This window comes from Borrelia sp. P9F1 (genome assembly GCF_030436115.1).
Classification (GTDB): Bacteria; Spirochaetota; Spirochaetia; order Borreliales; family Borreliaceae; genus Borrelia.
On sequence record NZ_CP129407.1, the window covers coordinates 170,933 to 189,352 of the forward strand.

Annotated in this window: 21 protein-coding genes; 5 read left to right on the forward strand and 16 right to left on the reverse strand. The window is 34.2% G+C overall.

All coding sequences use genetic code 11. From position 1 onward, the window contains the following. Nucleotide 1 precedes the first annotated feature (1 nt). From QYZ68_RS00835 to mnmE, 10 genes are read right to left on the reverse strand one after another with little or no spacing between them, the layout of a single operon-like run. Nucleotides 2-2,056, reverse strand: coding sequence for an SH3 domain-containing protein (locus QYZ68_RS00835; protein WP_301383666.1), 2,055 nt, complete (start codon nt 2,054-2,056; stop codon nt 2-4). Next, on the reverse strand, nt 2,005-2,592 hold the full coding sequence (locus QYZ68_RS00840) for a tetratricopeptide repeat protein (protein WP_301383668.1): 588 nt from the start codon (nt 2,590-2,592) through the stop codon (nt 2,005-2,007). The genes QYZ68_RS00835 and QYZ68_RS00840 overlap by 52 nt, the downstream gene beginning before the upstream one ends. Further along, a complete protein-coding gene (locus QYZ68_RS00845; RefSeq protein WP_301383670.1) occupies nt 2,574-3,563 on the reverse strand; it encodes a vWA domain-containing protein in 990 nt (329 codons plus the stop codon). Before QYZ68_RS00845 ends, QYZ68_RS00840 begins: the two co-directional genes overlap by 19 nt. Then, nucleotides 3,560-4,561, reverse strand: a complete 1,002-nt coding sequence (locus QYZ68_RS00850; protein WP_301383671.1) for a vWA domain-containing protein — start codon at nt 4,559-4,561, stop codon at nt 3,560-3,562. Before QYZ68_RS00850 ends, QYZ68_RS00845 begins: the two co-directional genes overlap by 4 nt. Continuing rightward, nucleotides 4,548-5,447, reverse strand: coding sequence for a hypothetical protein (locus QYZ68_RS00855; protein ID WP_476390616.1), 900 nt, complete (start codon nt 5,445-5,447; stop codon nt 4,548-4,550). The genes QYZ68_RS00850 and QYZ68_RS00855 overlap by 14 nt, the downstream gene beginning before the upstream one ends. Next, a complete protein-coding gene (locus QYZ68_RS00860) occupies nt 5,444-6,325 on the reverse strand; it encodes a DUF58 domain-containing protein (RefSeq protein WP_301383673.1) in 882 nt (293 codons plus the stop codon). The genes QYZ68_RS00855 and QYZ68_RS00860 overlap by 4 nt, the downstream gene beginning before the upstream one ends. Nucleotides 6,326-6,340: 15 nt before the next feature. Beyond that, a complete protein-coding gene (locus QYZ68_RS00865) occupies nt 6,341-7,333 on the reverse strand; it encodes an AAA family ATPase (protein ID WP_301383675.1) in 993 nt (330 codons plus the stop codon). A gap of 50 nt (nt 7,334-7,383) precedes the next feature. After that, nucleotides 7,384-8,007, reverse strand: coding sequence for a 16S rRNA (guanine(527)-N(7))-methyltransferase RsmG (rsmG, locus tag QYZ68_RS00870; RefSeq protein ID WP_476390617.1), 624 nt, complete (start codon nt 8,005-8,007; stop codon nt 7,384-7,386). After that, nucleotides 8,004-9,866, reverse strand: coding sequence for a tRNA uridine-5-carboxymethylaminomethyl(34) synthesis enzyme MnmG (gene mnmG, locus QYZ68_RS00875; protein ID WP_301383678.1), 1,863 nt, complete (start codon nt 9,864-9,866; stop codon nt 8,004-8,006). The genes rsmG and mnmG overlap by 4 nt, the downstream gene beginning before the upstream one ends. Nucleotides 9,867-9,868: 2 nt before the next feature. Continuing rightward, the gene (gene mnmE / locus QYZ68_RS00880; RefSeq protein WP_301383680.1) at nt 9,869-11,263 is read right to left on the reverse strand and encodes a tRNA uridine-5-carboxymethylaminomethyl(34) synthesis GTPase MnmE; all 1,395 of its coding nucleotides are present in this window, start codon (nt 11,261-11,263) and stop codon (nt 9,869-9,871) included. A gap of 139 nt (nt 11,264-11,402) precedes the next feature. Between mnmE and QYZ68_RS00885 the strand changes: the two genes are divergently transcribed. Genes QYZ68_RS00885 through csrA form a run of 5 tightly spaced genes read left to right on the forward strand, consistent with a single transcriptional unit; the run spans nt 11,403 to nt 15,712 of the window. After that, complete coding sequence (locus QYZ68_RS00885; protein WP_301383681.1) at nt 11,403-11,897, forward strand: flagellar protein FlbF; 495 nt, start codon at nt 11,403-11,405, stop codon at nt 11,895-11,897. Between the two features lie 10 nt (nt 11,898-11,907). After that, a complete protein-coding gene (gene flgK / locus QYZ68_RS00890; protein ID WP_301383683.1) occupies nt 11,908-13,791 on the forward strand; it encodes a flagellar hook-associated protein FlgK in 1,884 nt (627 codons plus the stop codon). A 1-nt stretch (nt 13,792) separates the two neighbouring features. Beyond that, nucleotides 13,793-15,064, forward strand: a complete 1,272-nt coding sequence (locus tag QYZ68_RS00895; protein WP_301383685.1) for a flagellar hook-associated protein 3 — start codon at nt 13,793-13,795, stop codon at nt 15,062-15,064. Between the two features lies 1 nt (nt 15,065). Further along, nucleotides 15,066-15,467: a flagellar assembly protein FliW gene (gene fliW, locus QYZ68_RS00900; protein ID WP_301383687.1), complete on the forward strand. Its 402-nt coding sequence runs from the start codon at nt 15,066-15,068 to the stop codon at nt 15,465-15,467. Continuing rightward, the gene (gene csrA, locus QYZ68_RS00905; protein ID WP_301383689.1) at nt 15,461-15,712 is read left to right on the forward strand and encodes a carbon storage regulator CsrA; all 252 of its coding nucleotides are present in this window, start codon (nt 15,461-15,463) and stop codon (nt 15,710-15,712) included. The genes fliW and csrA overlap by 7 nt, the downstream gene beginning before the upstream one ends. Here the strand turns inward: csrA and tsaB are convergent. From tsaB to infC, 6 genes are all read right to left on the reverse strand, one after another. Next, nucleotides 15,694-16,359: a tRNA (adenosine(37)-N6)-threonylcarbamoyltransferase complex dimerization subunit type 1 TsaB gene (gene tsaB / locus QYZ68_RS00910; RefSeq protein ID WP_301383691.1), complete on the reverse strand. Its 666-nt coding sequence runs from the start codon at nt 16,357-16,359 to the stop codon at nt 15,694-15,696. The genes csrA and tsaB overlap by 19 nt on opposite strands. After that, a complete protein-coding gene (tsaE, locus tag QYZ68_RS00915; RefSeq protein ID WP_301383693.1) occupies nt 16,340-16,768 on the reverse strand; it encodes a tRNA (adenosine(37)-N6)-threonylcarbamoyltransferase complex ATPase subunit type 1 TsaE in 429 nt (142 codons plus the stop codon). The genes tsaB and tsaE overlap by 20 nt, the downstream gene beginning before the upstream one ends. Next, nucleotides 16,765-17,025, reverse strand: a complete 261-nt coding sequence (locus QYZ68_RS00920; RefSeq protein WP_301383695.1) for a hypothetical protein — start codon at nt 17,023-17,025, stop codon at nt 16,765-16,767. The genes tsaE and QYZ68_RS00920 overlap by 4 nt, the downstream gene beginning before the upstream one ends. 203 nt (nt 17,026-17,228) lie before the next feature. Continuing rightward, nucleotides 17,229-17,576 carry a 50S ribosomal protein L20 gene (rplT, locus tag QYZ68_RS00925; RefSeq protein ID WP_301383697.1) on the reverse strand — a complete coding sequence of 116 codons (348 nt, stop codon included), beginning with the start codon at nt 17,574-17,576 and terminating at the stop codon, nt 17,229-17,231. A 21-nt stretch (nt 17,577-17,597) separates the two neighbouring features. Then, nucleotides 17,598-17,795 carry a 50S ribosomal protein L35 gene (gene rpmI / locus QYZ68_RS00930; protein ID WP_301383699.1) on the reverse strand — a complete coding sequence of 66 codons (198 nt, stop codon included), beginning with the start codon at nt 17,793-17,795 and terminating at the stop codon, nt 17,598-17,600. Between the two features lie 16 nt (nt 17,796-17,811). Further along, nucleotides 17,812-18,366, reverse strand: coding sequence for a translation initiation factor IF-3 (gene infC / locus QYZ68_RS00935; protein ID WP_301383701.1), 555 nt, complete (start codon nt 18,364-18,366; stop codon nt 17,812-17,814). Nucleotides 18,367-18,420 lie beyond the last annotated feature (54 nt).

The following is an 18,420-nucleotide window of genomic DNA, read 5'->3' on the forward strand; positions in this document are numbered from 1 at the left end:
ATCAGGTTATTAAGTTATCCTTAACAGATGAAATAAAGTTTTTATAAACCCACCCCTGAAGCCCGTGGCTCGTTTGAATAAGCACAAAATCGTCTTTTCTATCGAGCAAATAGACACTTACATTGCCCTTTATAAACTTCCAGCTCCTTGAGAAGTTGTCAGGAACCTTATAGAGAGAAACTAAGTCTCCTTTAATGATTCCAATTTCGGCCTGTTGCTCTGTATAGAAATAATATGTTTGGAACAAAGCAAAGCAGATAACAGGACAAAGCAAGAACAAAATTATCTTCTTTAAATTCCTTGCATAAAATCTATAAGAAAGCACTATTATTAAAACATTTATTAAAATCAAACTAAAGATGAAAAAAACATTAGAAAACACAAAACTATTATTCCTAATATTCTCACTAACACCACTCCTAGCTTCAATCAAATCAACAATTTTGTAAAAAGTTTCATTACTTGGTGAAGTGAAAAACGCTTTATAAGCAGAATAAGTTGCATCAAAATCTTTTTCCATCTTGCTCAAAATAAGTGCTCTATTTAACCAAAGTCCCGAATAACTTGAATTTTTCTTTATAATATTATCCAATTTGTTAAGCGAATCCTCATAGTTTTTTGATTCGTAACTTTCAATCAGATCATTTACACTTTCTTCTGAAAAAGAACCATCACTTATAGCATTAAGGCTAACGCTAAAAGTTAATATTAAAATCACTAACCCTAAACCTGAAGCAACAAAAAATCTTTTATATCTAATAAAAATGACTAAAGAAAACAAAAATCCTGGTATTAAAACCAAATAGTAAGCAGGCACAAAAAACAGAAAGGTTTTGTTCTTATAATTTAAGATATCGTGATACGAGAGCAACCTAAAATCAGAAAATAAATCCCTAGCAGATTCATCGCTATTTTTAAATTCTCCATAATATTCATATTTTAACCGCTTACCTTCAAGCCTATAAACCTTCCCCTCTTCAGGTTCTAGGTAAGTAAACTCACCAATATTTAAAAATAAATTTCCTCTATTATCCGGCTTAATGGTATATATCTTAGATATGTTACCCTTATAACCATCTTTAGAAGGTTCAAAGTTGTAATTCTCTTTCTTATAAATGACCTTTGCATTATAAGTTTCAATCTCTGGAAAACGAATATGCGGAAGATTTCCTTGGCCTGTTATTTTTATCAAAACAGTAAAGGTATCCTGATCAATAGAACTTAAGTTTGGAAACTCGTATTCAATCTTAAAGTTACCAACTGCTAAAGACTTAACCTCTTCAGGAATAGGTTTAACTTTTAAAAAAAGTTCAGGAACCACACGGCTAATATGCTCGTCTACATGAAAAGAAATACTAGGAATAATAACATCTTTTGCCCCCCTGAGAGGAGTCAAAATAAAATTATAAAGAGGCACGTCCAAAATTTCTCTACTATTGAAAGTTCTATACTTAATGTTTCCAAATATAGGAGTCCTATCAATCATCGCATCCTTAACGGCACTAAAAGCACCGATAACAAAATTTAGGTTGCTGTTCGTAAGCCAGTTCGAACGCAAAACAACTCCAACACTCTGATACTCATAAACTTCCTCCTCTCCAAAATCCCAATACAGTTCAACCGGCAAACCAAAAGACTGCATCTCATCCTCTCTTAAGACACTCACTTCAAACTCTGAACTCAAATAAACCTCATCACGATAGCTCAATTTTAACGGAGGAATTTTAACAAGCCCCAACTTTTCAAGGTAATACTCAATCTTAACCTCAGCAACAAAACCACTCCCATCTGAAACCCTAGATATCGAAGCAAGTCTAGTTTGTCCATCTATATCCTCGCTTGCTTCCATCTTTAATAAATTCTCATCAAATCCATGAAACAGCTCTAGTCTAATAACATGGACAACTTTATCCCCTTTAAGAACCCTATCCGATAACAAATAATCGCTACCAGATAATGCTAAGATTTTAAAATTTATAAAAAAGAAAACTAAAAATGTTAATGCTACCAATCTTCTTTTGGAGACACAACACCTTCCTCTGTTCTTGTTATCCATAAAATCCTCTCAAGATTCTCAATGTACCTTAAAAAATTCTCATTATTCTCAATAAAATCTTTACCTTTATTAACACTTAAAGCTTCCAAATTATCCGAAACGCTCCTCTTTTTAATTATTGCAAGCTCAAGATTGTATTTAGCATTATAGCTTGCAGGATTAATTCTTAAAGCTTCCTTAAAGGCTATCTCCGCCTTTCGATAAAGTCCTTGGTTATAATATATTATTCCCTCATTATAATTTATGCTAAAATTCAGAAAAACATCATCCTCTCTTCTTGCATATGAAAACATTCGAAGAGAGCTCTCATACTCACCCAAAGAATAATATACAACACCAAGGTTATAATAGCCCCAAGAAGAACTCTCAACGTCATCCACAAGATTGTAGTAAGTAGAGATCGCACTTTGATAATTGCCTCTAATGTATTCATAATTTCCAACGGCCATAAGAGACATAGACCTAACATTAGTACAAGAAAAAAAAGACACAAACGCAATGCCCAGCAACAACCTGACTAAAAAGTTTCGTCCCATTTAATAACCCTAACAAATATATACAATAACGCGCACAAAAGAGACCCAACTAAGAAAACTTTATACCTCAGAATGCCAACAATCATAATATCACTTGAACTTTTTTTCATTATATCATTTCTTATCTCATTGATAACATAATTTGTACCTTTTAAATACAAATCATAATAAGACCCTTTAAGAGAAGAGGCAAGAAGATGTAAATTATCCTCATTAAACAAAGCCTTAACCACGCCTCCCTCTTTATCCTTAACAACCAAATCATTATAAACTAAAGGAGATGGATTTTTACTCCCAATACCAACTATAAAGCTCCTAATACCCATACTATCCACCAATTTAGAAAATCTATAATAATTATTCTCGCCCCATTCATCCCCATCCGTTAAAATTATCAAAAAATTATAATAAGAATCATCCTTTATTCCCTGTATGGCACTAAAAACCCCTTCGCCTAAAAAACTACCAGGAGAACTTATCAAATTAGGTTCAATATAATTTAATACTTTATGTAGACTAGTCTTGTCTTTAGAAAAGGGTAACACTAGCACCGGCCTGCCCTTAAAAATAGTAAGCGAATACTCAGCACTCTCAAGGTTATTCAAAATCAAACTGATAACATCCTTAGCACTCTCCAGTCTGTTAATCGATCTGCCCTCATCTAGGCTCAACATACTACGAGATATGTCAAAAACAAAAGATATTCTTAAATTTGCCCTCTCGTCTTCAGTAACTTTATGTCCCCAAGAAATATTTAAAATAGAAAGAATTAAAAAACCCAAACCCAAGATGAAAAAAAACATCATAAGTATTTTTTTTATGTAATAGTTTTTTATGTATGCGTTATTAACATACATAAGACTTAAATTTTTAAAAAACGGAAGACCTTTCTTAAAATTGTAGATATAGACAACAAGAATCAAAAACAAAACTACAAACAAGTATAAAGCGTAATAATTTCCTATGCTCATAATACCTCTCGCAAAAGGACCTTAGAAAATACAAAATGAAGAACGAGTAAACAAAATATTACTAATAAAAATTCGTTGTAAATGTCGTTATTTTCAACAGAAATTTTAACCTTCCTTTCCACGTTTTCTTTTTTTGAAAAATCCTGAATTGCAAATTTAAATGAAAAATCATCGTTTACAGAATAAAAAAGTCCTCCAGTTTGATTTGAAATCTCAGAAAGCATGCTAGAATCGTAAACTTCTCTTAAAGTACCCTGATAAAATTTACCAGACCTCATTTTAAATTCAACATTAAGTTCCTCACTACTACCAATTCCCACGGAATAAATTTTAACATTCAATCCCTTAGCAAGATTTATTACTTGATCCTTGTACACTTCATCCGAATTAACTACTCCATCTGTTAGAACAATAACTGACCTACTAGGAGCCTCCGAATGCCTTAAATGAGAAAGAGCTATTGAAATTCCAAGACCCAAAGCAGAACCATTGCCAAGATCCATAATGTAAATATCGTCTAACTTTTTGGAAAAAAAATCCCTGTCAACCGTAAGTGGAACTATTAACGAGGCCTCCTTTGCAAAAGCCACTAAACCAATATTGTCATTCTCTCTTTGAAAAGAAAAATACTTAACTAACTCCTTTGCAAATTCAAGTCTATTTTTAGAAGAAAACTCAACAGCACCCATACTAGGTGATATATCTAATACAATAATGATATCTGCTCCATCACTGAGATAAACCATCTTCTTTTTTGAAATAGAAGGCCCTGATAAGGTCAAAATCATACCTGTTATTGCCAGATAAAGAAAAGAGTAAGTTGTAAAATACAACAGGTCTAGTCCATAATCCCTAAATTTTAGAGAACCAACACTGCCATAAAGAGATATTGGAAATTTGACTTTCCCCCCCCTATTCCTAAGAAAATGACTACAGTAAATTATTGGTGGAAGAAGTATAAGTAAAAATAAGTATAGAGGAGAATTAAATGTTAGCACTATTACTCCTATTAAATTCTTCAAAACTCAGAGCTGCTCTTTTAAGATCCTCTAAAACAATCGACAGATTCCCACCTAACAAATTAGACCCACTAAACTTACTAAAATCAGAAATCCTAAGCATATTAATCAAAGTTGAACGAATTTCATATGGCACATTAAGATTCTGTAAAATTTCAGAAATTTCAGTTGTGGTAATTGCATTAAAATCAAAGCCTGTTTTTTTGGATAAATAAACTCTTAAAGTAGAATTTAGTAAATTATAAAAAACAATCTGCTCCTCCTCATTTTTAATATAATCAGACAAGATAACAAACTGTTTTTGAAAAATTCTATATGGCTTTCTCAAATTGTGTTTTATTATTAAAAATATTAACAAATACCTTATAAGCTTTAAGAACTTAATAAAAAGATAAGGAACTACCACAAGTGCTAAAACAAAAACGACAATATAGGTGCTTGTTCCCGGAAGGAAAAGAACACCTTCTATGTTTTGTATTCTGGTAGAATCATCTGCAAAGATCAGCTTGCTGGTGTTTATTTTTATATTCTTAAGAATAACCTTAAACAATTTATTGTCCTTAATAACGTCCCCGACGTAAATGGGTGGCAAGTTATTACTCCCAACATAAAATGAAACAAATTGTATGATGATCTCTCCCCTTTCGGGTCTGTAGATCAATGAATGAACTTCAACAAACTCATTCTTAACTTCCTTAAAATCAACCGGAGTAAATTTTTCATCTTCATTCAGAACTAAAGACAATTTAAGCTCAACAGTATCTCCCACATAGTAACGGATTGGAATAAATATCTCGTCTTTTAATTCATATGAGAATAAATTGAGAGATAAAAGAGATGAAAAAACAACCATTATATTCTTCAAACTCTGCTATCCTTTTTCAAAAGGGCTTTTATTTTCCTAAAGACATCATCCTTTGTACTAATTTCTACAAAATTAATACTTCTTTTTACGCACTCTTGCTTCCACCTTATCTTATCTAGTATCCAATAATTTTTATAACTATTCACTATCGCCTTACTAAAACCCGAAGCCAAAAAATCTTCACCCGTTTCAATATCTTCATAAGTTAAAAATCCATACTGAGGAAGATTTTCATCAAAAAAATCTGCAAGCCTTATTGCAATGATGTTATGCCGTTTGCTAAGAACAGTTAAAGACCTGAAATAATCACTTGCTTTAAAATCCGAAATAATGATAATTAAAGATCTTTTTTTGTAATACTCAGCTGTATTTTTAAATATATAAGTCAAGTTACTTCCCTTTTGAAGCTTCCTATTTATTGTTTCATTTAAAATTAATCCCAAATGTGAATGACCTTTCCTAGAAGGAATGAATTTATCTGTTTTATTTGAGAAAAAGGTTATGCCTATTTTATCATTGTTAAAAAAAGCCATATGAGCAAAAATAGAAACTAAAAAATCCTGAATTTCCTTTTTGTTAATAGCGCTGCCCAAACTCATTGAAAGCGAATTATCAACAAGAAGATGAAGATTCATCCCCTTATCTTCTTTAAAAACCCTTGAAAAGATGCTATCGGTTTTAGCACTAACATTCCAATCAATAAACCTAGCATCATCAGTCTCCTCATAAGGCCTAAATTCATGAAATTCAAGGCCAAGCCCTTTAAAGATTGAACGATACCCACCAAAATTAAGTTCTAAAAGCATTTTTCTTGAAAAAAATCTCAAAGCCTTTATTTTAGACTTAGTGCTAGTATTTAATTCATTATTCTCGTGCATATCACATCCCATTCTCTAAGGAAGCGCCACCGCTGAGAGGAGTATCTTAATAATATCATCCGTATTCATTTCTTCAACTTCTGCTTCATAAGATGGGGTAATTCTGTGCCTTAAAACATTATAAGCTACAGCCTTAACATCTTCTGGAAGAACAAATAGTCGACCCTCATAAAGAGCATTAACACGAGCACATTTGAGCAAACTAATTGATGCCCTAGGAGATGCACCAAATTCAATATATTTAGTAAATGGATAAGTTTTCTTGTCATTCTCACGAGAAGCTGCTATTAAAGTAACGATATAAAGCATTATCTTATCATCTACCTTTACCTTACCGACTATACGTTTAAGATCTGCCAAAGAGTACGAATTCATTACCTTTGCAACCTTAATATTATCAAGGCCTCCTCCAACTGAGAATATCTTAAGAAGTTTTATCTCATCCTGAATGGCAGGATAATTCACATTAACCTTCAGTAAAAACCTATCAAGTTGAGCTTCTGGCAAGTTATAAGTTCCCTCTTGCTCAATTGGATTTTGAGTTGCAAGAACAAAGAATGGATCTGGCAGTTTATGTGTTTCATCACCAAGGGTCACTTGACATTCAGCCATTGCCTCAAGAAGCGCCGCTTGAACCTTTGCAGGTGCCCTATTAATTTCATCCGCTAAAATAATATTTGAAAATATAGGGCCCTTTCTCACCCTAAAAGTCCCCGTAGTATTCTTGTATACCATATTTCCCGTAAGATCTGAAGGTAAAAGATCTGGCGTAAATTGAACCCTTTTAAACCCAAGATCAAGAACATCTGAGACTGTCTGTATTGTTAATGTCTTCGCAAGCCCTGGAACACCCTCAAGTAATACATGCCCTTCGGTCAAAATTCCCATTAAAATGGCATCAATCATCTCCTTTTGCCCAAGGATCCTGCTTGAAACCTCTCTCCTAAACTTGTTTATTAAACCTAACGCATTCTCTACCTCTGAATCTATTTGAAAACTACTTTTCATACCACTCCTATGTTACTAAAATTTATTTTTCATTAAAAACAAACATAAAACTATGCATAAAGCAGAAGTAAATTCCTTTCTTTTTCGCCACTAATGAATGATGGTTTTATCTCTATTTTTCTAAATAAGGATTCAATGGTCTCAATTTCAAACTTAACCTTATTAAGCCTTCCCTTATAGGCCATAATCAAACCTCTGTCTTTTAAGACTAATCTCAAAATATTTGCATATTCCCTTATATCCCTAAAAGCCCTAACTGTAACAAACTCATACTTACCCTTCTCTTCTTTAATATCATGCTCTAGTATCTCTACGTTGTTCATATCAAGCTCTATCTTCATCATTCTTAGAAAAGTAGCTCTTTTATTGCTACGATCAAGGAGAAAATACCTTCTATGCTTATCAAAAAGAGCCAAAACAATTCCCGGAAACCCTGCACCACTACCTACATCAAATACTTGATGAGGATTATTATCTATGACAACAGGCAGGCCAGACAAAGAATCCAATGCATGAAACAACACCGCTTCAAAATTTTTATCATTACTTGACACTAAATTAAGTCTGCCACTATACAATAATATTTTTTTGATATAAATCCTTAACTTATCAATACTTTCTGAAGTAAAAGAAATCCCTAAATTTTTCAAAGTAGATTCAAAAAAACACATCACAGAGCCAACTTAGGTACTACCTTATTTTTAGGGTTTGAGAAATATATAAGTAAAACTTGAATATCCGTATTCCTAATACCAGAAATTCTGCTGGCCTGAGCTAGGTTCGATGGCTTTATTTTGGCAAATTTTTCCCTTGCTTCTCTTGACAAGCCATCAACTTCATAGCTGAAATCAAGAGGCAATCTAATAAGCTCAAGATTGTCCATCTTCCTAATTAAGTCCCTCTGTCTATTAATATAACCTTCATACTTAATATCCAACTCAACCTGCTCAAGAATAACTCTTGAAAAATCAAGCCTAGAATCTATCTTAACAAGATCATTTAAACTAATGCATGGATCTTTCAATATATGATAGAAATCTTTATGAATATGCTTCTTTAACTTCAAATCACTAGTTTCTCTGTCCCTAAGACGCCTCTGACGCAAAAGTTCCTTAATTTCTTCTATTTTTTGTTCCTTTAAAAGATATGCAGAATACTTTTCCTCCTCAACCAATCCAATCTCGTACCCTAATCTCATTAACCGCTTATCACTAGTATCATGTCGCAAATTAAGCCTATGCTCAGCCCTTGAAGTAAACATCCTGTAAGGTTCCCCAGTCCCCTTAGTAACAAGATCATCAATGAGTACGCCAATATAAGAACTCGTTCTTGCAAGTATAACTGGTTCTTTGTTCTGAATTTTGAGGGCTGCATTAATTCCAGCCATCAAACCCTGAGCTGCAGCTTCCTCATATCCCGAAGAACCATTAGTTTGTCCAGCAATAAAGAGACCCTCAACTCTTTTAGTTTCAAGACTTGCATAAAGCTCAATAGGATTAACATAATCATACTCAACCGCATATCCAGGCCTTGTGATAACAGCATCCTCAAGACCGTTAATACTACGAATTAACTCTAACTGAATACCCTCGGGCAGCGAAGTACTTAACCCGTTAAGGTACATCTCCCCGGTATTTAACCCCTCAGGTTCAATAAATATTTGGTGCCTATCTTTATCTCTAAATTTTAATATCTTATCCTCAATTGAAGGACAATACCTAGGGCCATTTCCAACAATCTCCCCAGAATGAAGCGGTGAGAGATGCATATTATTGCTTATGATTTCATGGGTTTTACTATTGGTATAAGTAATGTAACACGAGAGTTGAGACTTATCTACTAAATCATTTGAAAAAGAAAAAGGAATAATATCAGAATCTCCAAATTGAATCTCCGTTCTTGCAAAATCTACACTCCTTCTCTGTATTCTTGCAGAAGTCCCTGTCTTGAGTCTACCCATTTCAAATCCAAGGTCAGATAAAATATTCCTAAGTCCAAAAGTAGCAGGCTCAGATAGCCTTCCCATAGAAGCTTTGTAATTACCAATAAATATTTTGCCTCCAAGAAAAGTTCCAGTTGTAAGCACCACAACACGAGATGTAAATTTATTTCCTCTTTCTGTAATGACTCCTTCAATCTTATTTTTCAAAGAATTAAGCAAAAAGTCACTAACATTATCTTGAAAAAGATCAAGATTACTCTGGCCCTCCAATGTTTCCTTTGCCTTAACCTGATACATTAATTTATCGGCCTGAGCACGCGGAGCTTGTACCGCAGGTCCCCTACTCTTGTTTAGAATTCTAAATTGAATCATGCTAAAATCAGTAATGCGTCCCATTTCTCCACCAAGAGCATCAATCTCTCGTACCATATTTCCCTTAGCAAGTCCACCAATTGCTGGATTACATGAAAGCTTTCCAATCGTATCCAGATTCTGAGTAATTAAAAGCGTCTTAAAATTTAATCTCGAAAGCGCAAGAGACGCCTCAATACCAGCATGCCCCCCCCCAATCACAATAGCATCGAAATCCATATCTACTTCCCCAAACAAAAATTCTTAAACATATTGATAAGCACATCCTCATTAGTAACCTCACCCGTTACTTCACCTAAAAGGTTGAGAATCTCATAAACATCAAACGCCAACATATCATAACTTACATGTTTCTCAATTTTATCCAACAATTCAATAAGCAGATTATAAGCACTCTTTAGAAGTTCTGCCTGACGACTTGAAGCAATCACAACGTCATAAGAATTAACATCAACATAACCAAAACATGTAAACGCCCTTATTTTATCATAAAGAGAATCTATTCCAAACAAAGTCTTAGTACTAATTTTTACTAAGTTTAATGTATTTATACTACCTGAGTTAAGAAATTCAACTGTATGTTTATCCTGTCTTAAATCCGCCTTATTTATAACAAAAAGAACCTTTGAACAATCTCCATAAGAATTAATGAAGTCTAAATCATCTTTCGTTAGCTTTATACTTGAATCGATAACATAAAGAACTAGGGACGCTTCCTCAATTAAAGAATTACTCCTATCCATACCCAGTTTCTCGATAAAATCTCCAGTCTCCCTAAACCCCGCTGTATCAAATACATTAAATAAAATTCCATCAAGCTCAAAACTTGCCTGAATATAATCTCTTGTAGTTCCTGCATAAGATGAAACTATAGCCCGATCCTCTTTAAGCAATAGATTAAAAAGAGAAGATTTACCCGCATTAACAGACCCAGCTAAAACCAACGTAATTCCATGATCCATCTTCTTTGAAATATCATAAGAATCAATCAATAACTTAAGTTCGTCTTTACTTTTTAAAACAACCTCAAAAGGAATTACAACCTCGTTCTCACCTGTTTCATAGTCAAGATGAACACTAAGTGCTGATAGAAAGTTTAAAATATCTCCTTTTATTGAATCTATTTTAGAAAATAAAGAACCTGAAAGTTTATTAACAGAAAGAGCATGAATCTTATTCGTTTTAGCAAAAATTAGCTCATTGACTGCCTCTGCTTTAGTAAGATCAAGCTTACCAGCCAAAAAAGAACGAAGAGTAAACTCACCAGGTTCAGCCAACCTGAAATCTACTTTTAAAAACAAATCTATAATTCTCCTTATTCCAATAGGAGAACCATGAGCCATAACCTCTATTGAATCTTGTCCAGTAAAACTTTTTGGTGCCCTGTAAAGACAAACCATAACTTCATCCAATTTTTCACAGGTCTCGTTATCCACTATGTATCCATAGTGGATGGTATTACCACACGCTCCAATAAGCCGATCAGGGGCCGAAAATATTTTAGAAAATTTCTCAATCGAAGAGATTCCACTACTACGAATCACACACAAAGCACTGCTCATAAAAGGTGTGGCAAGTGAAACAATGTCATCATCTCTTTGAAAAAGCTTGCTCATAAAACTTAGGACAAATTATACCATAGCGTAAAAAACTAAAACATCGAACCATAGTAATACTTCTTAAATTATTAAACCTTTTAAACTTAAAATTAATTTGTAAATCTTGTTAATTTAGTTTACAATTTGAGCCTGTAGGATGAAAATTAAACTAGAAACTGAGTTAAAAGATACTCTAGAGGAACAGGTTGTTTTAGTAGAAGGTATTCATTCCTTGTGTCTAGACATAAAGAAATACCTTGATGAGAAAAATGAAGCACTACTTAGGGAATCGGTGAACAAGACCAGTGTTTACCTTAACAAGTTCAAGGACATAGAGGGGAAGAGAGATAGAATTTGGAAAGAATTTACAGGGCATGAAAAATTCGAATCAACCTATATAGCAATAGAAAAGTTGTGTGTGGTTTATAAAAAAGAGATATATAATTACTCTCATCGATTGAGGATGGGGATGATAAATATTAAAAACCTGAATTATTTAATATCGAGTTATGTGGAAACATCGCTTGGTATGCTGGATTTGATATTCAAAGATGCTCGTGAAAGTGTCGGGAGTAGCACTTACAGAAGTCCTTATGGACCTAGAAGCGGGAGCCTAAATGAAGCGTCTATTTTAATAAATAAAAAACTTTAAGGAGTCTAGAATGGATTCGACATTCTCAGGAATAGAAATTGGAAAGAGGGGTTTGTTCGCCCACAGGGATGCTATGAACACAACCGGACATAACTTGACTAACGCATCAAAACCCGGATATTCAAAGCAGAGAATCATAATGAAAACCGAGATGCCAATTTATGCCCCCCATCTAAATAGAGCGCAAAAAGCTGGTCAACTGGGTCAAGGGATAATGGTTCAATCTATTGAAAGAATGAGAGATGAGCTGCTAGACGTACGAATAATTGAAGAATCGCACCGACTTGGGTATTGGACCTCAAGGAATAAATTCATTTCTTTGCTTGAGAATATTTACAACGAACCGGAAGAGCAATCAATCAGAAGAAGACTAAATGACTTTTGGGAAGGTTGGCAGGATTTGTCAAGGCAACCTCAAGGGTTAGCTGAAAGAAATATTATCTTGGAAAGGGGGAAATCTTTTGCAGAAGTAGTCAAGAATAGATTTCATTCCCTTGAGCGCATATATATAATGGCGAATGATGAAGTAAAGATTACTACCGAAGAAATAAACAATTATCTCAGAAACATTGGTGAGCTTAATAGGCAGATTAAGAAAGCAATTGCAATGAAAGATCATCCCAATGATTTATTAGATGCTAGAGATTTGATAGTTGACAAGCTAAGCAGCCTTATTGGTGTATCAATAGGAAATAAACAGGACCCCGATGAATTCTTAATTCACACAGAAGGAAAACACCTTGTTCAAGGTACGATTGTGAACGAATTCACATTAGAAGCCTCTAACGGTCCTACTAGAACCAAATGGAATGTCTTATGGAGAAATGGAGAGTTAGCTAATATCGACACGGGAAAGTTGGGCGCTCTCATTAATGCAAGGGACAACGAAATTAAAAATGAGATCAATGAGCTAGACAACATGGCAGTTAACGTTACGGAACTCATTAATGAAATTCATATCTCAGGACATGGACTTGATAAAAGGAATGGGAGAGCTTTTTTTGACCAAATATATGAATTAACAGATGAGCGTGGGCGTTATGACAGCAATGGGGATGGTCAATTTGATTCTGTGCATCTTTTTAAAATAAACGGTACAAATGAAATCTTTCCAGAAGAAAAACTTGGATTTTCAGGAATTTTGAGATTTGAAGTAGCAAACAAAAACGAATTTGTAGAGATAGCGTATAATGCAACAGACACTGTTCAGGACGTAATAAATAAAATAAACAACTCTAATGCACAAGTCACCGCAAGAATCAATACAGAAGGAAAGTTTGAAATTAAAGCCGTCAAAGAGGAAGACAAGGAAAACGCTGTGTTTAGAATTAGGCACATTGAAGATTCAGGACTATTTTTAACAGGATACACGGGGATTTTAAACGCATCGGGTGCTGGAGGTGCTTATAATTATCAAAATATTAATACGACCGATCAGCTAAAGAATACATCTGGGTATTCTGTCTCTCCTTTAAAAAACCCATCGGCATGGCTTAAGGTGGCTAAAGAACTTGTAGAGGATCCATCGAAGATTGTAGCAAATCTTAGGAACCCTACGAACGATATCGCTATTGGAGATAATGAGGCGGCATTACGTATCGCATCTTTTGTAAGCTCGCCCATCATGATTGGAAAAAATTTAACATTAAATGACTATTTTGCAAATACGGCGTCTAACATTGCAATAAAGGGACAAATAGCGGAAGTTACAAAAACTAGTCAAACACAAATACTTAAGGATCTAACTGATCTAAGGCTATCAATTTCCGGCGTTAATGAAAATGAGGAACTGACCAATATGATAGAATTTCAACAAGCCTTCATTGCTGCGAGCAAGTTTATTGTTGTTTCTACAGAATTAATAGACACGATAATTAATAAAATGGGAGTGTGACATGATCAACAGGGTAAGCCATCCTTTAACATATGATAATTTAAAATCGTCTTCGACGGAGCAAGAAGTAAAGATAACGAAGCTTTTGGAAAGCTTGAACAGAGGCGGGAAAAGAATTGGAAGCTTGAGAGATGATCCTACAGGAGTCACTCATGCCATAAGAATAGATAGCGATGTTTTCAAACTTAACACTTACATAAAAAACATCAATAGCTCTAAAGGGAAGCTTAGATATACGGAAGGATATTTGCAATCTTTGTTAAACATCTTAACTCGTGCGAAAGAGATAACTGTTCAAGGAGCCAGTGGAACTTATGGTCCTGATGATAAGAGGATAATAGCTAAAGAAATAAATGCAATTCTTGAAGATGTTATTGCAATCGCTAATGTAAAGGGTTCAGACGGATATAGTATTTTTGCAGGAACTAAAATTGATGCTGAAGCTTTTAAAGTAACTAGAGAAAATAGGGTGAATAATCTTACTCAAGATAGAGAAGCTCCTCAAATAATAAGAATAGATTACAATGGCAATCAAGCAGAAAAAGAAATGGAAATATATAATGGGGTTTATATTTCAACCAATTATCCTGGGAATGAAGTGTTTTTTTCACAAAATCACCATATAATATCATCAACAAATATCAATGGATTTGTTGTAAAAGAAAATACAAAAATTTATATTGACAATGTTGAGATAGCTTTAGTGGCGGGTGATACAGCTGCTGATATTATTGCTAAAATTAATGAGTCATCTGCTCCTGTTGAAGCCAGTCTTAATCGAATTTTAAACTCGATTGCAATACAAACAACTACACCACACCAAATATGGATGGCAGAAGAAGGCTCAACTGTACTGCAAGATCTTGGTATTATTACCACAAATAATGATACTAAATCCCCTCCTTACAATATTGCAGGGAATTCTGAAGTTAGAAGCAGATCTATTTTTGATACCTTAATTGAATTGAGAGATAATTTAGAAGAAAACAGAGAAGAGCTTATTGGAAGCAGGAGCTTAGCCGAAATTGATGAAAGTTTAAATAAAATCCTTACGACAATAGCCGACCTTGGGGCTAAGGAGAATAGACTTGATTCCAGTTATGAAAGAATTAGCAAAGAAGTAATGGATATGAAAGACGATATGGTTAAATATACTGACCTTGATGTGACAAAAGCAATAACAGATCTTAATATGGCAAGTCTAGCTTATCAAGTATCTTTAGGGGTTTCTGCGAGGATAATGCAAACGACTTTATTAGACTTTCTAAAATAAAATGACAGATGGAAATAATATAAAGTTTAAATTTCCCGAAGGAATATTGGGGTTTGAGGATATTAAGGAGTTTATCATTAAAGACTCTGAGCACAAGCCCTTCTCGATTATGCAGTCAGTAGATGGCGAGATCAGTTTTTTAGTAACATCTCCCTTTAACTTTCTGGAGGGGTATTCGCCCAATATACAGGAGGAAGATTGGGAAGATATTGAGGCAGAGCATGAGGATGAAAGGGTAATACTTTGTATAATAAATATGTATGTCGAAAACTATAAGAACATCACAGCAAACTTGAAAGCTCCCATCATATTAAACAAAAAAAAACTAATTGGGAAGCAAGCCATATCTACAAATGAAGAGCATTATCTCAGATACAGAGTCTTTAAGGAAGAGTCATGCTAGTTTTGTCAAGAAAGGTAAACGAAAGCATAAAAATAGACTCTAATATTGAAGTTTCAATACTTGAAATAAAAAAAGACAGTGTTAAAATAGCAATAAAAGCACCCGAAGAGATTAAAATATTTAGATCTGAAGTTTACGATATCATTAAAGAGGAAAACAGAAAGTCACTCCTGCAAGACAAGCACAGTATAAGTAAGAGTATGCATAAAATCAAGAGTTTATTTGATTATTTTATTAAAGAGTGATTGATTTCTGCATCGCTCCTTCTTGCGTAAAAAGGGCCTGACAAGATACCGTCCCCTTGTTTGCTTTCCATATACTTACACCTACCAAGCTCTGTCAAGACCGCACCAAAAGAGTCCATATCACTAACGATATTATATTTGCTTTTAAGCTTCTCATAAACAAATTCAATTCCGTTTCCAATGATAATTAAATTAGAATCAAACTTTTCTAAATATTCAAATAATTCTTCTTCAGAGAAACAAAAAACCCCATCACGCAATTTAGAACAGCTATAATAGCCCAAAAAATACCTACCTGCAGTAAAACTCAAAGTAACCACCACTTCCGATCTTTCACGTACCATGTGTGCAAAAACATCAAAAGTAGGAATATTCGCAAAAGGAATATCAAGCCCTAATGAGAGGCCCTTAACAAAACTCAAGCTAACTCTTAAACCCGTAAAAGAACCAGGACCAGAAGAATTAATAATTAAATCAAGTTTATCAAGATCAACTTGATTCTTTAATATAAAGTCGTTGAATATTTTTGGAACATTAAGGTTAAAACCGTCCCTGTCTTTTTCTAAAAGCAGATATAAAACCTCATCATTCGTTTTAAAATAAACTAACAAGGACTTATATGAATAATCAAACGCAAGAGTATTCATCGCTAATTTCTAAAACCCTAGTAGTTTCTTGTATTTTAAACTTTAAAAATACTAATCTGCTTTTGGGCAAAATATCAAGAATAATATCTGGCCACTCGACAGCTATTATAGCCGAAATATCTAATAAAAGCTCCATCCCACCAATAAGTTCAAACTCCTCTAAACTATTTAGACGATATAGATCAATATGATAAAAATTAAAATTCGCAAACTCATAAACATTAATAACATTATAAGTCGGACTTGCGAAATAAGAAACAGAAAGGTTTAAAGCCAACCCTTTTAAAAATGTCGTCTTCCCGGCCCCCATGCTACCACAAAGGGCAAAAACCCTACCAATAGGCAAAGGATTAAAAAAAGACCTAGAAAAGTCTACCATTTTTTCCTCTGACTTGAAAGACAAAATCAAGGGAGCTCACCCTCCACATCAATCTCGATTATATGCCTTTTTATTGCAATCATTAAACTGAGCACAGGGTAATCCAAAGGATCTAGGAAGTCAATAGTTATATGTTTTTCACCCAAAGGAGTTGTTTCTATCGTAAACTTAATCCGCTTAGTCTCACTAGACCCCTTATACTTATAAAGGACATCAGCAAAATACACATTCCTGTAATAGATATAACTGTCTTGTTTTTCAATATTTTCAAGAGAAATAAATTGCACAATAACAACCCTTCAAATTAAATCCCAAGAAGCCAACACAGAAACATCTTATTTAGCGCTATTTTACAAGATGGAACTCTCATTCTTAACCTCTGATTAGCATTAAGCGATCATCAATTAAAAAAATACTCAAATTCCCAATTTTAGTGAGATGTCGCAAAAAATAACTCTAATTCCTATAATTGAACTCCTCAGGAACTTCTTTAATTCTTTACTTCGTATACTATCTTTTTAAAGGTCTCCATATCCTCAATTGCCAAATTAGACAAAATCTTTCTATTAAGCCTAATATCAGCCTTTCTTAAACCTTCAACAAACCTAGAATAGCTAATCTCCATACCTGTCAGGGCAGCAGAAATTCTTGCAATCCACAAACTTCTAAAATCTCTCTTCCTAGTCTTCCTATCCCTAGTAGCATACATCATCCCCTTGCGAAGAGTATCCTTAGCCTTCTTGTAATTACTCTTCTTGGTTCCCCAAAACCCTTTGGTTTGCTTTAGAATCCTCCTTCGTCTGGCAACATGAACCGCCCCGTTCTTAACTCTAGCCATATAATCTCCTCAAATCAAACATTAAGCATAAGGCAACAAGGTCTTAATCCTCTTAACCTCAGAACTCGAAAGCACACCCGATTTACCCAAGTGCCTCTTCCTCTTGGAGGACTTCTTTGTCAAGATATGCCTCAAATCTTGCTTCTTATACTTCACTTTTCCCTTAGCAGTAAAAGAATATCTCTTACTAGCACTCTTACGCGTCTTCATCTTTGACATTCATATCTCCTATCACTTACTTCCTAGACTTAGGTGCAACAACCAAAAACATCGTCTTGCCCTCCATCTTAGCTGGCGATTCTAAATTATAATTAACATCCCCAACCCTCTCAAGCACACTATCCAAAATCCCATACCCCAAATGAGTATGTGCAAGCTCACGACCCCTAAACCTTATAGTAACCTTTACCTTATTACCCTCTTTAAGAAACCCCAAAACATTCCTAGACTTAAAATCAAGATCATGAGTATCTATTTTCGGCTGCATCCTAACCTCTTTAAGCTTAATTACCCTTTGACTCTTCTTCTGTTCCTTTTGCCTCTTCTCCTGATGGAATTTATACTTCCCATAATCAATTATCTTACACACCGGAGGCAACACATTCGGAGAAACTTCAACCAAATCAAGCTCAGCCTCGCGAGCGCGTCTAATGGCCTCATCAATTGGTAAAACAGACTGAGTCCCATCTTCAAAAACAACCCTCACCTCACTAGCCTTAATTTTATGGTTAATTTTTAACTCACGATCTCCCGCTTTAACTCTATCCCTATTGGAACTCCTATTTATCATCTAAAAATACATACTCCTAAAATGACACTAATCACTGATTAATTCTAATATACC

What these genes read in the sequence shown, in the direction of transcription:
- rpmI (WP_301383699.1), bottom strand. Translation starts at nt 17,795, where the DNA reads ATGTCAAAGATGAAGACGCGTAAGAGTGCTAGTAAGAGATATTCTTTT.
- csrA (WP_301383689.1), top strand. Translation starts at nt 15,461, where the DNA reads ATGCTAGTTTTGTCAAGAAAGGTAAACGAAAGCATAAAAATAGACTCT.
- QYZ68_RS00845 (WP_301383670.1), bottom strand. Translation starts at nt 3,563, where the DNA reads ATGAGCATAGGAAATTATTACGCTTTATACTTGTTTGTAGTTTTGTTT.
- QYZ68_RS00895 (WP_301383685.1), top strand. Translation starts at nt 13,793, where the DNA reads ATGATCAACAGGGTAAGCCATCCTTTAACATATGATAATTTAAAATCG.
- infC (WP_301383701.1), bottom strand. Translation starts at nt 18,366, where the DNA reads ATGATAAATAGGAGTTCCAATAGGGATAGAGTTAAAGCGGGAGATCGT.
- QYZ68_RS00840 (WP_301383668.1), bottom strand. Translation starts at nt 2,592, where the DNA reads ATGGGACGAAACTTTTTAGTCAGGTTGTTGCTGGGCATTGCGTTTGTG.
- QYZ68_RS00885 (WP_301383681.1), top strand. Translation starts at nt 11,403, where the DNA reads ATGAAAATTAAACTAGAAACTGAGTTAAAAGATACTCTAGAGGAACAG.
- QYZ68_RS00865 (WP_301383675.1), bottom strand. Translation starts at nt 7,333, where the DNA reads ATGAAAAGTAGTTTTCAAATAGATTCAGAGGTAGAGAATGCGTTAGGT.
- flgK (WP_301383683.1), top strand. Translation starts at nt 11,908, where the DNA reads ATGGATTCGACATTCTCAGGAATAGAAATTGGAAAGAGGGGTTTGTTC.
- mnmG (WP_301383678.1), bottom strand. Translation starts at nt 9,866, where the DNA reads ATGGATTTCGATGCTATTGTGATTGGGGGGGGGCATGCTGGTATTGAG.
- tsaB (WP_301383691.1), bottom strand. Translation starts at nt 16,359, where the DNA reads ATGAATACTCTTGCGTTTGATTATTCATATAAGTCCTTGTTAGTTTAT.
- QYZ68_RS00860 (WP_301383673.1), bottom strand. Translation starts at nt 6,325, where the DNA reads ATGCACGAGAATAATGAATTAAATACTAGCACTAAGTCTAAAATAAAG.
- mnmE (WP_301383680.1), bottom strand. Translation starts at nt 11,263, where the DNA reads ATGAGCAAGCTTTTTCAAAGAGATGATGACATTGTTTCACTTGCCACA.
- fliW (WP_301383687.1), top strand. Translation starts at nt 15,066, where the DNA reads ATGACAGATGGAAATAATATAAAGTTTAAATTTCCCGAAGGAATATTG.
- rplT (WP_301383697.1), bottom strand. Translation starts at nt 17,576, where the DNA reads ATGGCTAGAGTTAAGAACGGGGCGGTTCATGTTGCCAGACGAAGGAGG.
- QYZ68_RS00835 (WP_301383666.1), bottom strand. Translation starts at nt 2,056, where the DNA reads ATGGATAACAAGAACAGAGGAAGGTGTTGTGTCTCCAAAAGAAGATTG.